11 protein-coding genes are annotated in these 14,897 nt (G+C 53.9%); 9 read left to right on the top strand and 2 right to left on the bottom strand.

Going from position 1 to position 14,897, the window contains the following annotated elements; translation table 11 throughout:
• Positions 1–39 precede the first annotated feature (39 nt).
• The 7 genes from metH (at position 40) to AC4ED1_RS06265 (ending at position 10,473) form a co-directional block, all read left to right on the top strand.
• Entirely contained in the window at positions 40–3,510 is a 3,471-nt protein-coding gene (metH, locus tag AC4ED1_RS06295) for a methionine synthase (protein WP_490936793.1), read from the top strand.
• Between the two features lie 123 nt (positions 3,511–3,633).
• Positions 3,634–4,707, top strand: coding sequence for an HAD family hydrolase (locus AC4ED1_RS06290; protein ID WP_490936791.1), 1,074 nt, complete (start codon positions 3,634–3,636; stop codon positions 4,705–4,707).
• Between the two features lie 496 nt (positions 4,708–5,203).
• Positions 5,204–6,130, top strand: a complete 927-nt coding sequence (coxB, locus tag AC4ED1_RS06285) for a cytochrome c oxidase subunit II (protein ID WP_490936789.1) — start codon at positions 5,204–5,206, stop codon at positions 6,128–6,130.
• A 30-nt stretch (positions 6,131–6,160) separates the two neighbouring features.
• Entirely contained in the window at positions 6,161–7,810 is a 1,650-nt protein-coding gene (gene ctaD, locus AC4ED1_RS06280; RefSeq protein WP_490936787.1) for a cytochrome c oxidase subunit I, read from the top strand.
• 54 nt (positions 7,811–7,864) lie between these two features.
• Positions 7,865–8,824 (top strand): COX15/CtaA family protein, encoded by a 960-nt coding sequence (locus AC4ED1_RS06275; protein WP_490936785.1) that lies wholly within the window; start codon positions 7,865–7,867, stop codon positions 8,822–8,824.
• A gap of 12 nt (positions 8,825–8,836) precedes the next feature.
• Positions 8,837–9,793, top strand: coding sequence for a heme o synthase (gene cyoE, locus AC4ED1_RS06270; protein ID WP_490936783.1), 957 nt, complete (start codon positions 8,837–8,839; stop codon positions 9,791–9,793).
• Positions 9,794–9,840: 47 nt separating this feature from the next.
• Positions 9,841–10,473 carry a hypothetical protein gene (locus AC4ED1_RS06265; RefSeq protein ID WP_490936781.1) on the top strand — a complete coding sequence of 211 codons (633 nt, stop codon included), beginning with the start codon at positions 9,841–9,843 and terminating at the stop codon, positions 10,471–10,473.
• Between the two features lie 213 nt (positions 10,474–10,686).
• On the opposite strand, the gene AC4ED1_RS06260 is transcribed toward AC4ED1_RS06265, so the two are convergent.
• Entirely contained in the window at positions 10,687–11,316 is a 630-nt protein-coding gene (locus AC4ED1_RS06260; RefSeq protein ID WP_490936779.1) for a TVP38/TMEM64 family protein, read from the bottom strand.
• Between the two features lie 51 nt (positions 11,317–11,367).
• The gene (locus AC4ED1_RS06255) at positions 11,368–11,814 is read right to left on the bottom strand and encodes a YlbF family regulator (protein WP_490936777.1); all 447 of its coding nucleotides are present in this window, start codon (positions 11,812–11,814) and stop codon (positions 11,368–11,370) included.
• A 188-nt stretch (positions 11,815–12,002) separates the two neighbouring features.
• On the opposite strand from AC4ED1_RS06255, the gene AC4ED1_RS06250 reads away from it, so the two are divergent.
• Positions 12,003–13,520: a carboxypeptidase M32 gene (locus AC4ED1_RS06250; RefSeq protein WP_490936775.1), complete on the top strand. Its 1,518-nt coding sequence runs from the start codon at positions 12,003–12,005 to the stop codon at positions 13,518–13,520.
• Positions 13,521–13,647: 127 nt separating this feature from the next.
• Entirely contained in the window at positions 13,648–14,841 is a 1,194-nt protein-coding gene (gene trpB / locus AC4ED1_RS06245; protein WP_490936773.1) for a tryptophan synthase subunit beta, read from the top strand.
• Positions 14,842–14,897: the final 56 nt, after the last annotated feature.

The raw sequence follows: 14,897 nt of genomic DNA, 5'->3' as shown, positions 1-14,897 counted from the left end.
CACGCCCTGTTTTTGGATATCGCGGGAAGGGGAACCGACATGAGCACAACGGCAACCAAGGCGTACCAACAGCATCCGTTGGTGGCGCAAATGCAAAAGAAGATCTTGATTCTCGACGGCGCCATGGGAACGATGATTCAGCAGGCGGGTTTGACGGCGGAGGATTTCGGCGGCGAAGAATACGAGGGCTGCAACGAGTATTTGAACCTCACCCGCCCAGACGTGATCCGGGGGATTCACGAAAAATACCTGGAAGCGGGAGCCGACATCATCGAAACCAACACATTCGGCTCCACCCGTCTCGTACTGGCCGAATACAATCTGCAGGACCGCGCGGACGAAATCAACCTGGCCGCTGCGAAGCTAGCGGTGGAAGCGGCGAGAAAATGGTCCACTCCCGAATGGCCGCGTTTTGTTGCGGGAGCGATGGGCCCGACAACCAAGACGCTGTCGGTGACAGGCGGCACCACTTTTGACGAGTTGGCGGAAAATTACCGGCAGCAAGCAAAAGCGTTGATCCGGGGCGGCGTTGACGTGCTGCTGCTGGAAACCGCCCAAGACACGCTGAACGTCAAAGCGGCGAGCATCGGAATCAAGCAAGCCTTTGAAGAACTGGGCGTCGAACTCCCTTTGATGCTGTCAGGAACGATCGAGCCGATGGGAACGACGCTTGCCGGTCAAAATATCGAGTCTTTCTATATCTCGCTGGAACATTTGAACCCGATCACCGTCGGGCTGAACTGTGCAACCGGTCCGGAATTCATGCGCGACCATTTGCGCACCCTGTCCGGACTGGCGCAGTGCGGAGTCAGCTGCTATCCGAACGCGGGGCTGCCCGACGAGAACGGCCATTATCACGAGTCGCCGCAGGGGCTGGCGAAAAAAATGGCCGGGTTTGCGGAGCTCGGCTGGTTGAACATCGCGGGCGGCTGCTGCGGCACGACGCCCGATCATATCCGGGCGCTGGCTGAGGCTCTGAAAGACTTCAAGCCGCGGCAAGCGGCCGGCGGCCATCTTCCGGCCGTTTCCGGGATTGAGACGGTATATCTGGAAGCGGACAACCGCCCGCTGATGGTGGGAGAGCGGACAAACGTCATCGGCTCAAAGAAATTCCGCATGCTGATCGCGGAAGGCCGGTATGAAGACGCTTCGGAGATCGCGCGCACGCAGGTCAAAAAAGGGGCGCACATCATCGATATCTGCCTGGCGGATCCGGACCGGGACGAATACGCGGACATGGAGAAGTTTCTGCACTTTGTCGTCAAGAAGGTTAAAGTGCCTCTGATGATCGATTCGACCGATTCGAACGTGATCGAGTTGGGGTTGAAACATTCGCAGGGAAAGGCGATTATCAACTCGATCAATCTGGAGGAGGGGGAAAAAAGGTTTGCGGAAGTCGCTCCGTTGATCCTCCGATACGGAGCGGCCGTCGTGGTGGGCACGATTGACGAACAGGGAATGGCGGTTACCCGCGAGCGCAAACTGGAAGTCGCGAAACGCTCTTACGACCTGCTTGTCAACAAGTACGGGATCCATCCGCAGGACATTATTTTTGACCCGCTTGTGTTTCCGGTCGGGACGGGGGATGAACAGTATATCGGTTCCGCTCTGGAAACGGTCGAGGGGATTCGTTTGATCAAAGAAACGTTCCCCCAATGCGGCACGATTCTCGGCATCTCCAACGTGTCGTTCGGGCTGCCGCCGGCGGGACGCGAAGTGTTGAACGCCGTCTTTCTGTATCATTGCACCAAGGCGGGGCTCGATTACGCGATTGTCAACACGGAAAAGCTGGAACGCTACGCTTCGATTCCGGAAGAGGAGCGGCGGATGGCGGAGGATTTGCTTTTTCACACCAACGATCGGACATTGGCGGAATTTACCGCTTTCTATCGCGACAAGAAAGCCGCCAAGGTGAAAGAAGTCTCCAATCTGACTTTGGAAGAACGCTTGGCGAATTATGTGGTCGAGGGGACAAAGGAAGGCCTGATCGACGATCTCAAGCAGGCGCTTGCGAAATATCAGCCGCTTGAGATCATCAACGGGCCGCTGATGAAAGGCATGGAGGAAGTCGGCCGCCTGTTCAACGACAACGAACTGATCGTCGCGGAAGTGCTGCAGAGCGCCGAAGTGATGAAGGCGGCCGTCGCGTACCTCGAACCTTTTATGGAGAAGACGGAAACCGCCGTCAAAGGGAAAATTTTGCTGGCTACCGTAAAGGGCGATGTGCACGACATCGGCAAGAATCTGGTGGAAATCATCCTTTCCAACAACGGTTATCAGGTCGTCAACCTGGGCATCAAAGTCCCGCCGGAACAGTTGATTGCCGCCTATCGCGAGGAAAAGCCGGACGCGATCGGACTGTCGGGACTGCTGGTAAAATCGGCCCAACAGATGGTGACGACCGCCCAGGATTTGCGCGAGGCGGGTGTCAATGTGCCGATTCTTGTCGGCGGAGCCGCTTTGACGCGGAAGTTTACGCATACCCGGATCGCACCCGAGTATGACGGGCTTGTCCTGTACGCGAAAGACGCGATGGAGGGGCTGGAGCTCGCGAACCGCCTGAGCGATGAAGAGCAGCGCAAAGCGTTGATTCAGGAGCTGCGGGAAATCCGAAACTCGTATGTGATGGAGCCGGGGAAAGCGGCGGCGGGCTCGGGGGCGGAAGCGGCTGTGGAGGGAGAAAGGCGCTCGGCCGTAAGCCGCGATGTCCCGGTCTTTACGCCGCCCGATCTGGAACACCACGTGTTACGGGACTACCCGATTTCGTTTTTGCAGCCTTACCTGAACCTGCGGATGCTTCTCGGAAAGCATCTCGGTGTCAAGGGAAATGTCGAGAAACTGTTGGAAGAAGGCGACCCGAAGACGACCGAATTGATGAGCGTGATCGACCAACTCTTGCGGGAAGCGAAAGAGACGGGGCTGATCCGGGCGCACGGCATATACCGGTTCTTCCCGGCGCAATCGTCCGGGAACGATATTCTGATTTACGACCCGGAGGATCGTTCAAAGGTGATCGAGAAGTTTTCGTTCCCGCGGCAGCGGCAGGCTCCGTATCTGTGTCTGGCCGATTTTTTGAAACCGGTGGAAAGCGGCGAGACGGATTATGTCGGGTTTCTGGTTGTCACGGCCGGCAAAGGTGTGCGCGAGATTGCGAACAAATGGAAGGACAAGGGAGATTACCTGCGCTCCCACGCGATTCAGGCGTTGGCTCTGGAATTGGCGGAAGCGTTTGCCGAACGGGTTCATCACATCATGCGAGACATCTGGGGATTCCCAGATCCGGCGGATATGACGATGCAGGAGCGGTTTGCAGCGCGTTACCAGGGCATCCGCGTGTCCTTCGGCTATCCCGCTTGCCCCAATCTGGAAGATCAAGCGAGGTTGTTCCGTTTGATGCATCCGGAGGATATCGGGGTTCAGTTGACGGAGGGGTACATGATGGATCCGGAAGCTTCCGTGTCGGCGATGGTGTTTGCCCATCCGGAGGCGAAATATTTCACTGTGGAGTAGGATGTGCAAAGGTTATAGAGTATGAGCGGACCCGACAGGCTTGTCAGGTCCGTTTTTTTGTTTCCTTCTTGGTCGAAACAGGGTATCATGAAAAAGTAAAAAGTTGAAGCCAGGGGAGGACATATGAGGTACACGACGGTATTGTTTGACGTGGACGGCGTAATGTTGGGCGAAGATACATATTTCAACGCGACATCGCAGACGATTCACGAAGTGATCGTGACGGAGCGTTTTTTGGGAAAAGCTGTGACGGAACCGGATCCGGACCGCCAGCGTCTGGCCGAAATTCGCCGGCAGGTGCTCGGGCCGAAGGATGAAGTGCTCGACTTTTTAAAAGGGCGGGGTGTCAACAGCAACTGGGATATGGTATACCTGATGGTTTGCCACTCCCTGCTGAAAAACCTGGCCCGCGCCGAAGACAGGGAGTGGGCGCGGGAACTGTGCCGCCGAGGCATAACGCTGGCCGATTTTCCGGAAATCCGGTCGAAGCTCGATATTACCGCCGCGTTTGCCGAGTTCACCGCCGATTTTCCGGGAGAATTGGAAAAACACCAATTTTTGAGTTACCTGAACGAACTTGCGCGGCAATGGGTGGGAGCCGAGACGGAGGCGTTCGGCCGGTCCAGCCAGCTGTGGGAGGAGACGCGGCAGATTTTCCAGGAGTTCTACCTGGGCGACGGCAAGCGGAAGCCAGGGTATTTGGATCGCGAGGAACCGATCGTACCGGGTGAAGAACTGCAGGCGCTGCTTGCAAAATTGGCCGGTAAGGGGATCGTGCTCGGCATCGCAACGGGCCGTCCGCGGAAAGAAACGCTGGTTCCTCTTGGCGTGTTGGGAGTCTTGAAGTATATTCCGGAAGAGCGGATTGCAACCGCGTCCACCGTATTGGAAGCGGAAAACGAAGTGCCTGCCGCGGCGCCGCTTGCCAAGCCGCATCCGTTTTCGTATTTGCGGGCGCTGCGGGGCGCCACTCCTTCGCATGCCGAAATTTTAAAGGAAGAGCTGCCTTTAAACCGCCCGGACGTGTTGATTGTGGGGGATTCGCTGGCGGATCTTCTAGCTGCCAGAGCGCTTGGCGTGTCTTTTGCCGCGACCCTGACGGGGCATGAAGGGGAACGTGCGAGAGGCATGTTTGAAGCGCACGGCGCCGATCATATTGTCCGGGATGTCAGGGAATTGGCGAGTCTGTTTGATTGAGCGGCGGAAGGCTTTTTCCGCCGGCTCTCCCCTCCCCATGAAAGCGATTTTTCCCCTTTTCCACGCGCAGATTCCATATCCCAATCCGTTCATTTCTGTTGTGACAACCGGTGCACCGATTCCATAGGCACTGCAACGCCCCGATTCGACTCAGCCATGTGGAGCGCGTGCATGTGGCATTCGCATGTGCGAAACGAGAATGGAGCTGATTTCCAAAAATATGTCCGATTTTTGTCGTGATTGTGACAAAAAATCGAAAGTATGAAAAAATTGTCGTATAGGATTTCTACAAATTATGATGAAAAACTTTTTCTATTATCGTAAAATAAAGTGTAGTCTGCTGGCTTCCGACCTGTTGCATAGGGGGCAAGACGCAAAAACGCCGCATGTCAAAGACGGAAAAGCGGGCGAAAGGGAGGGGGATTTTTAAAACGGAGGACAAAATGTTTTCAAATATTTGTTGAAAAAAATTCACAGAGAATTGGGAGGGAGAAACGTGCCAACAAATTGGCTGCCGGAGTCCGTCACCAGTTTGGCGAATAAGGTGGACTCTCTTTTCGCGCTTATTTTCGGCATAGCCCTGGTCGTTTTCATTTTAGTGGAATTCTTGCTGATTTTATTTCTTTTCAAGTACAAGCGGTCGAAGCGAAATCAAGAAGGTCTTGCCGTTCACGGCAATACCCGGCTGGAAATCATCTGGACTTTGGTGCCGGCATTGATTTTGGTCGGATTGGGGATCTATGGCACGCAGTTGACCTACAACATCCAAAAGGCCTCTGCCGCGGACGCTTACGAGATTGAAGTCGTCGGCCGCAAATGGTCCTGGGAATTCAAATATCCGAACGGAGCTTCCACGATCAACGACTTGCGCGTTCCCGAAGGGAGAAACGTAGTACTTAAGGTCACATCGGCTGATGTCATACACAGTCTGTGGGTACCGGAAGCCCGTATTAAACAGGACGCGGTTCCCGGTCGTGAGACAATCATTCCGCTCGGTGAAATCAAACCGGGTACGTATCGCGTGATTTGCGCCGAGTACTGCGGTACCGCTCACACCAAGATGCTGGCGACACTGAAGACGGAACCGGCCGCACAGTTTGAGAAATTCCTGGTGGATGCGAAGAAAGCTTCGGAAGAAGGGCCGCAGGCGGGCCAGAAGCTGGCGATGCAAAGCTGCCTCTCCTGCCACTCCATCGACGGCTCCAAGGCTGCGGGTCCGACCTGGAAAGGGCTCTACGATTCGGAGCGCAAACTTCAGGGTGGCGGTACGGTGAAAGCTGATGAAGCCTACATCAAGGAATCCATAGTGAATCCCGGTGCGAAAATCGCTGACGGATTTGCCAATACGATGCCTTCGTTCCAAGGCAAGCTCGATGACAAGCAGATCAAGGCGATCACCGAGTATATCAAAACTCTCAAATAACAGGGGAATGACGGGAGGAGTGAGAGGTTTATGGCTACAGCCGCAGTTGCAGGAACAGTACGTCCGAAGTCTTTTTGGCGCGACTGGATTCTTACGGTCGACCACAAGAAAATCGGCATCATGTATGCGGTTACAGGGTTGTTTTTCCTGATTTTCGGAGGGCTTGCCGCTGTTGCGATCCGTACCCAACTCGCATTGCCGGACGGGCAAATTTTGAAACCGGATTCTTTTAACCAGTTCTTTACCATGCACGGCACCATCATGATTTTTCTGTTTGTGATTCCGATGCTTGCCGGCGCATTTGCCAACTATCTCGTGCCGATTATGATCGGAGCGCAGGATATGGCGTTCCCGCGGATGAACGCCTTGAGCTATTGGCTGTACCTGCTGGGCGGTATCGTTCTTATGATCAGTCCGCTGATGGGCGAAATGCCCGATGTCGGCTGGACGGCGTATCCGCCTTACAGTATCGAAACGAAGGGGATCGGTCTCGATCTTTGGGTGACGGCGGTGCACATTTTGGGGCTGTCTTCGATCCTCGGCGCGATCAACACAATCGTAACCACCTTTAATATGCGTGCTCCGGGCATGACGTTAAACCGGATGCCGCTGTTCGTATGGGCGATGCTGGTCACTTCGTTCATCCAGTTGTTTGGCGTTCCCGCCCTCGCTGGCGCTGTTACAACCTTGCTGTTCGACCGGCACCTGGGAACCGTTTTTTACAACGTGGCGGCGGGCGGAGACCCGATGCTCTATCAGCATCTGTTCTGGTTCTATTCGCACCCGGCCGTTTATGTGATGATCATCCCGGCGATGGGGATCGTTTCCGAGATTATTCCCGTGTTTGCGCGCAAGCCGATTTTCGGTTATCACGCCATTGCGTACTCTTCGATCGCCATCGGTTTGCTTGGATTCCTTGTCTGGGCGCACCACATGTTCGCAGCGGGCATGCAAGTGGAAGCGGGAATTCCCTTCATGATCACATCGCTGATCATTGCGGTTCCGACCGCGATTAAGATCTTTAACTGGTTGTCCACATTGTGGCGCGGGTCGATTCAATTCACCACGCCGATGTTGTTTGTGACGTTCGGATTTATCTTCCTGTTCACCATTGGCGGTCTTGGCGGCATTTTCCTGGCGTCGGTTCCCGTCGATCTGCACCTGCATGACTCCTACTTCGTTGTCGGCCACTTCCATTACGTACTGTTCGGGGGCTCGATGATGGCGATTATAGCCGGCATGTTCTACTGGTTCCCGAAAGTGACGGGCCGCATGTACAACGAAAAATTGGGTCAGTGGACGTTCTGGCTGTACTTTATCGGCACGAACCTGACGTTTTTCCCGATGCATATCAGCGGTTTCCTCGGCATGCAGCGCCGTGTGTACGACTATACCCGTACGGCGGAGCTTCTGTCGATGAACCAGATTTCGACATGGGGTTCATATTTGGCCAGCATTGCTACAATTCTCGTGTTTTACAATCTTGCGGTTTCACTGTGGAAGGGCGCGAAAGCGGATGCGAACCCATGGGGGGCCCAAACGCTGGAGTGGACCGTTTCCTCGCCACCGCCGGAACACAACTTCCACGAAATCCCGGTTGTCACGTCCTATCCCTATAACTATGGGATTTCCGCAAAAGACCGAGACCGTTTCACCGGTGACGATTCGGTTACGGCATAGGAATCCGGGGAACCGGGCTCTTGCGTTGACAAGACAGGAAAGGAGGGCAGGAGCATGAGATACCGCTTGCCCCTCATTACGACGATCGCGACATACATTCTGATTATCCTTGGAATTTTGGTGGTAGGGTTTAAGGCGGGCCTGGCGTGTTCGGACTGGCCGTTGTGCAACGGCAGGATTATTCCTCCGTTGGAGGGAATCATCCTGGTGGAATTCACCCACCGCACGTTTTCTTCGTTGACAGGATTGCTGATCGTTTGGAACGCGATATCGCTGTGGAGGAAGCATCCGAATGACCGGCTGGTGCGGACGCTTTCCGTCCTGTCGGTCTGCTTGTTGGGTCTCGTAGGAGTGATGGGCGGTATAAATGTACTCAAAAAACTGCCCTCCGGCCTGACTGCCGTCGATATGGCGTTTGCCATGCTGCTGCTGGCGGTGCTGGTGATACTGACGGTCAGAGTCCGGACAAAAGCGGCAGTGGAGCGGGCACAATTGCCGGATTTTGCTGCCGAACGGAAACGGTCGCTGGAGCTGTTGTACAAACCGGCCCTGTTTACCGTAGGCTCCATTTATCTTGAGATATTGGTGGGAGGTTTTTTCAAGCACAGCAGCGCCTCATACACCTTTGTGCACCCGGAGGAGCCGCTTCCAGACAAGCTGATCACCGCTTATCCGGTTGCGGAAGCGGTGATGAATCTTCATATGTTCGCGGCGTTTCCCGTCGTATTGTCCCTGTTCTGGTTGTTCGTCTATGCAAGAAAAAAGAAGCTGTTTTTCGGGCAAACTATTAGTATAATGATATTGTTAGGATTGCAAGTGTTTCTTGGCTTCTTTTCGCTTGTGACAAAGCTTGAGCTGTTCACTGCTGCGGCTCATATGGCTGTTGCGGCCATGATGCTGTGGGTCAGCGTTTACATCGCGGCAAGCGTAAAATTCGAAAGCGCACACGTGATAGCACTGGGCCCGGCGAAAAGTGAGATTCCGCGAGGCCGGACGGTTGTAACCAACGGATAGGGGGAAAACGCTGTGAAACAACAATTGTCATATGTACCTGCGACAAACCGGGCCATGGAACCGGGGCCTTTCTCCGAACTGAACCGGACGGGCACCTGGCGGGATTATGTGACGGCAACCAAACTTGGCATTACAATGGGAAACGTGATCGCGGTATTTGCCGGATATTGGCTTGGAATGCGTGCGGTCATGCATGCGAATCCGGAGGAATCGTTTAACATCTTGAAAATGGTTCTGGCGATTGTCGGAACCGCGCTGGTCATTATGGCGGGAACCAGTTTGAACAACTACATCGACCGCGATCTGGACCAGCAAATGGAACGGACCCGCAAACGTCCGACGGCAACGGGTATTCTGACGCCGAAAAAAGTTTTGGTTTTCGGATTGCTCCTGGCGATTGTCGGAACTGCGGTTCTTGCGTTGTTTGTCAATGGTTTGACCGCTGTTTTGGGATTGATCGGACTGTTTGTCTATGTGGTCGTATATACGTTGTGGCTGAAGCGCAGGTCATCGCTGAGTACGGTCATCGGAGGCATCTCGGGGGCGATTCCGCCGATCATGGGATATGCTGCGGCGGCTGGAACGCTTGATGCCAGCGCATGGGCGATCTTTGCTTTCATGTTCCTCTGGCAGCCGCCGCATTTTCTGGCTCTTGCCATGTTGCGGGTGGAAGATTACCGTGCCGCGAAGATTCCGCTGCTTCCGGTAGTGTACGGATTTGATGTGACGAAGCGCCAGTCGCTGCGTTATGTTGCGGCCATGGTTCCCGTTTCGTTCATTCTCTACGGGCTGGGAACTGTCAGCCTGGTGTATCTGATTGCGGCTGTCGTGTTGGGAATCGCGTATCTCTACATTTCGGTCGAAGCGTTTTACGCCAAGGACGACATGAAATGGGCGAAAAAAAGCTTCCGCTATTCCCTGGTTTACATGACGGCGCTGTTTGTCATGATGATTGTGAGCGCGAACTAAGGTTCGGTTTGAACTTACGGTTCATTTCTTGAAAGGAGTGACAAGTATTGGCTACACAGCATCATCAACTGCATCTGCCGGAACCCGGTCCCGGCGCTAAGGATAACGGCCAGCTTGCAGCTTGGCTCGGCCTGATTTCGTTCACCTTTTTCTTCGCTGCGTTTGTTGCGGCGAATGTTTATCTCCGCGGTTGGCGGCCTGACGTATTTGGGGTTCAATTGCCTTCGGAGGTGACCAACCTTTCCAATCTCAGCACTTTAGTGTTGCTGGTCAACGGAGTGGTGTTGCTGATTGCAGGGATTTTGTTCCGTAACAGCAGCTACAAGAAGTTTCTCGGCACCATGGCGGTCGGCGCGATTCTGTACGCAGTCCACCTGATTTTGCAAATTCAGCTTTTGACCAAATATATCGCTCAGGGGAAGGCCATTGCCACGATTAACGGCACCATCACGGGATTCCAGATTTTGATTACCCTGACCAGCTTGGCGTTCATCGCGGCTGTCGGTTGGTATGGCGACGCAAAAGACGGCAAAGTGCTCCGCCGCCTTGTACCGGGAGCGATGGCGGTCTGGATGTATGCGGTGGTTGTTGGCCTGGCGGTACTGATTGTGACCGATGTGGTTTCCGTGTCCGAGTTTGCGGAATGGTGCGGAACCCGCATCAAAGAGCTCGTAAAGTAACGGAGGGATATCGGATGGGGTTGATTCTGTTCGCCTTGGGGCTGTTTGGATTTGCCGCTCTGCTGTGGCTGGTCTTCTGGTATTCGTCCTCGATTACAACGAAAAAATAATGTCCTCTGTTGCTATGGCAGGTAAGCGATAAGAAGCGGCGGGCTTTTGCGGATTGCGTTTTGTTGCAAAAGCTCCGCCGTTTTGTTTCTTACGCCTTTTCTCTTACACCTCTTCCTGTTTGGCTTGTTTTTTGCGCAGATACACAAAGGTCGCAGCGGCAATGACCGCAAAATAAACGCCATTGATGAGAAAGGCGGTAAGCTTGTTTTGCCCGAAGCTGCTGCCCGCCAGATTAAAGATCAGGTTGGAAGGCAGTTTGCCGAGGGTGGTTGCGAAAAAAAACGTAACCCACGGTACCAGGCTGACCCCGGATAAAATATTGACCGCCTGGGAAGGGATGACCGGCACAACGCGAACGAACAAAATGCTGAGAAAGGCGTTTTTTTCAAAATAAGTTTCGTATTCTTTCGCTTTGGGATATTTGCTCAGATATTTCTGCGCCGGTTCCCGGAATCCGAACCTGGCGAGTCCAAACATGATCATGGCTCCGATCACCGCGCCCGTCAATGTGACCATCGTTCCGGCCCAGGCGCCGAATACCGCGCCGGTGAGGCCGGCAACAACGACAAACGGGACGATTGGGAAAAAGGCGACAATCGCGACAAACAGAATACCCACCGTGACGGAAACCGCTCCGCCGGCGCGAATCCATTCGAGAAACAGATCCTTGTTCAAATAGCCGACAATAACGACCGCGACAAAAAGCAAAACCGTGAGAAGTCTTTTGATCACAGCGCACCTCGCTTGACTTGGCTCCTGTTCATATCCCTATAATAACCGCTGTCAATGGCTTTTGCAGCCGCCGCAGTCCCCGCAACCGCCCTCGGAGGATTCCTCGTAGATTTCGGTGCGAACCTCCGGCGCAAGGGTATTGATGAGAATGCGGGTGACGCCTTGCAGCAGTTCGTTCAATTCTTCCTGGTTGTTTTTATATTCCTCGATCAGAGGGATTTCAGCGATTTGCCGCAAAACTTCGTCATATTCCCGCTTCGCCCGGACTGAAGCCGGATGGTCGTATCCGTAACGGAGCGAGGTTTGGGAATACGCGTTGCGCTTCGCTCTTGCGACAAACAAGAGCGCCTGGGCGTCAGGATGACGGTTTAATTTATCTTCCGCCTGCCGAAACCGGGAGAAGGTTTCAGTCGATTGGATCAACCGGACGACTTCCTCCGCTTTCCGCAGGATACGGGTTCTATAGTCTAAGTCATCAATCGGTGCAATATCCTTCATCTGTAGGCACCTCCTTAAAACATGTACGTTTTACTCCGCTGTTGCGACGGCTACGGATGGCCTTATAATCCGACGCGTAATAAGGATACAAGAACTATTATAGCTGAAAATAAAACCAAGCGTGTACGGACAATTGTGGTATAATTTGGAACGTCGTTTGGATTTTCATGATGTTAGGAGGATTTGCCTTGAGGAAAGCCTTGACGACCATTGTACAGGAGTTTCGCGCCTATACCAGGCGGATGAAGGACTATGCGGAAGCGATTGCGGTTCTCGGATGGGACCTGCGAACAGGCGCCCCAAAAAAAGGGCAGGAACAGCGTGCGGAGGTGATCGGCACATTATCCGCCGATCTGTTTAAAATGAGTGTATCCGGCGAAATGAAGGAGTTTCTCGCTGCGCTGTCATCGCCTGAAGCTTTGCGGGAACTTGACCCGGTCACCTGCGGAATTGTTCGCGAGTGCAAGAAAGAGTTCGAGAAAAGCCAAGCGATCCCGCCCGAGTTGTACCAAGAGTATATCGTGTTAACTTCGAAATCGGAAACCGCCTGGGAAGAAGCGCGGAAACACAATGACTTTGCGGCGTTCCGGCCGTACCTTGAAAAGATCCTGCACTATCTGAAACAGTTTGTCGGGATTTGGGGATACCAAGGCCACCCGTACAACGCGTTATTGGATCATTACGAACCGGGGATTACGGTCGAGACCCTGGACGATTTGTTTGGCGATCTCCGGGGCAAATCCGTCAGGCTACTGCAGACCATTCAAGAGCGTGGACGGGCGACAGACGCATCGTTTCTCGAACAACGGTTTCCGAAAAGCGACCAGCGGCGGTTCAGCGAATTTGTGATCGAAAAAATCGGTTACGATTTTCGCGCGGGCCGTCTGGATGAAAGCGCCCATCCGTTTGCGACGGGACTCAATCCGGGCGATGTCCGGGTGACCACGCGTTTTGACGAAAACGATTTCCGCTCCGCCATTTTTGGCTCGATTCACGAGGCGGGACACGCGATTTACGAACAGAACATCTCTCCGGATTTGATCGGAACACCGCTTTGCGAAGGGACGTCGATGGGGATTCACGAGTCGCAGTCGCGCTTCATGGAGAATATCATCGGCCGGAGCCACGAATTCTGGACGTATTTTTATCCTTTCCTGCCGCAATTTTTCCCGGAGCAGTTTGGGGACGTTTCCGTCGACGATTTTTACCGGGCGGTCAACCAGGTGAAGCCGTCGCTGATTCGCGTCGAAGCGGACGAACTGACTTACAACCTGCATATCATGCTGCGTTACGAATTGGAGAAAGCGCTCATTGGCGGCGACATGAGCGTGGCGGAACTGCCCGGCGCATGGAACGACAAAATGCGGGATTACCTGGGAGTAGTGCCGCAAAGCGACGCTGACGGCGTGCTGCAGGATGTACACTGGGCCGCCGGGTTGTTCGGGTATTTCCCGTCCTATTCCCTTGGCAATATTTACGCCGCCCAGTTTGAAGCTGCTTTGCGGCGCGACGTTCCCGATTACAAAGAGGCGGTAAAACGCGGCGAATTCAGTGTAGTTAAGGGCTGGTTGAACGAAAAGATCCACAAATACGGCAAGCTGCTCGAACCGAAAGAGATTCTTGCGTCCGTGACGGGTGAATCGATTGATTCCGGTTACTTGGTGAACTATTTGGAAGCGAAGTACAAAATCGTATACGATCTGTGACGTGATGCCCGCCAGTGCCCGGAACAGACTTCCGGGTGCCGGTTTTTGATTTTTCATGAAGGAATTTGCGCATGGAATTTCGAATGAAATCTTTATGCGATATGAAGAAGGGCATGGTGAGATGAAGATGAGCATTGTGAAAGTGTCGGACAAAGGGGTGTTTGGCGAGGGAGAGCTGGCCTTCGGCGGCAGTTACGTGCCGGAACCGCTGCAGAAAGCGCTGGACAAAGTGGAAGCCGCTTTTCTGGAATATAAGGATGACCCCGAATTCGAGCGGGAGTTTCAATTTTATTTGCGGGAATATGTCGGGCGTCCGAATCCTCTGTACCTGGCGGAGCGTCTGACGAAGGAACTGGGGGGCGCCAAGATTTATCTAAAGCGGGAAGACCTAAACCACACGGGCGCTCACAAGATCAACAACACGCTTGGACAAGTCCTGCTTGCCAAGCGAATGGGGGTGAAGCGCATCATCGCGGAAACGGGAGCCGGTCAACACGGTGTCGCCACTGCCACGGTTTGCGCCCTGTTTGGAATTCCTTGCACGATCTATATGGGGGAAGTGGATACAGAGCGTCAGGCGCTGAACGTATTCCGCATGGAAATGCTTGGCGCGACGGTGGTAGCGGCGAAATCGGGCAACCGCACGCTGAAAGAAGCTGTGGACGAAGCGTTGATGGATTTTGCGGAGAACTACGAAGATACGTTCTATTTGCTGGGTTCCGCCGTTGGCCCGCACCCGTATCCTTTGATGGTGCGGCATTTTCAGTCGGTTATCGGACGGGAGGCCCGTCAGCAGATACTTGAAAAAGAAGGCCGGTTGCCCGATGTGGTCATGGCGTGCGTAGGCGGGGGTTCCAACGCGATCGGACTCTTCTATCCGTTTGTCGATGACGCAAGCGTCAGAATCATCGGTGTCGAACCCGCCGGCAAAGGGCTTGAAACGGGAATTCACGCGGCGCCTCTGAGTGTCGGAAAACCGGATATCATACACGGATTTAAATGTTATGTGATGGACAACGCGGAGAATTGCCATTCGATCGCAGCCGGGCTTGATTATCCCGGCGTCGGACCGGAACATTCGTATTACAAAGCGATCGGGCGTGCCGATTACGTGGCGGTGAAAGACGACGAAGCCCTGCAGGCGTTTCTCCGCCTGTCGAAAGTGGAGGGCATCATTCCCGCGCTGGAAAGTTCCCACGCGGTGGCCTATGCGATGAAGCTCGCTCCCGAGATGGACAAAGAGCAGATTCTCATCGTCAATTTGTCCGGCAGAGGGGACAAAGATGTCGCACAGGTCTACGAGATGCTAAAGAAGCAATAAAAATTCATTTGTCTCAGTCCGAAAGGAATTCCCCCTATGTCCTTGAAAGGTGAATT

This window comes from Effusibacillus sp. SKA8 (assembly GCF_058273125.1).
Note: the sequence above shows the minus strand (reverse complement) of the source record. Positions and strands in the feature narration are given on the sequence as shown.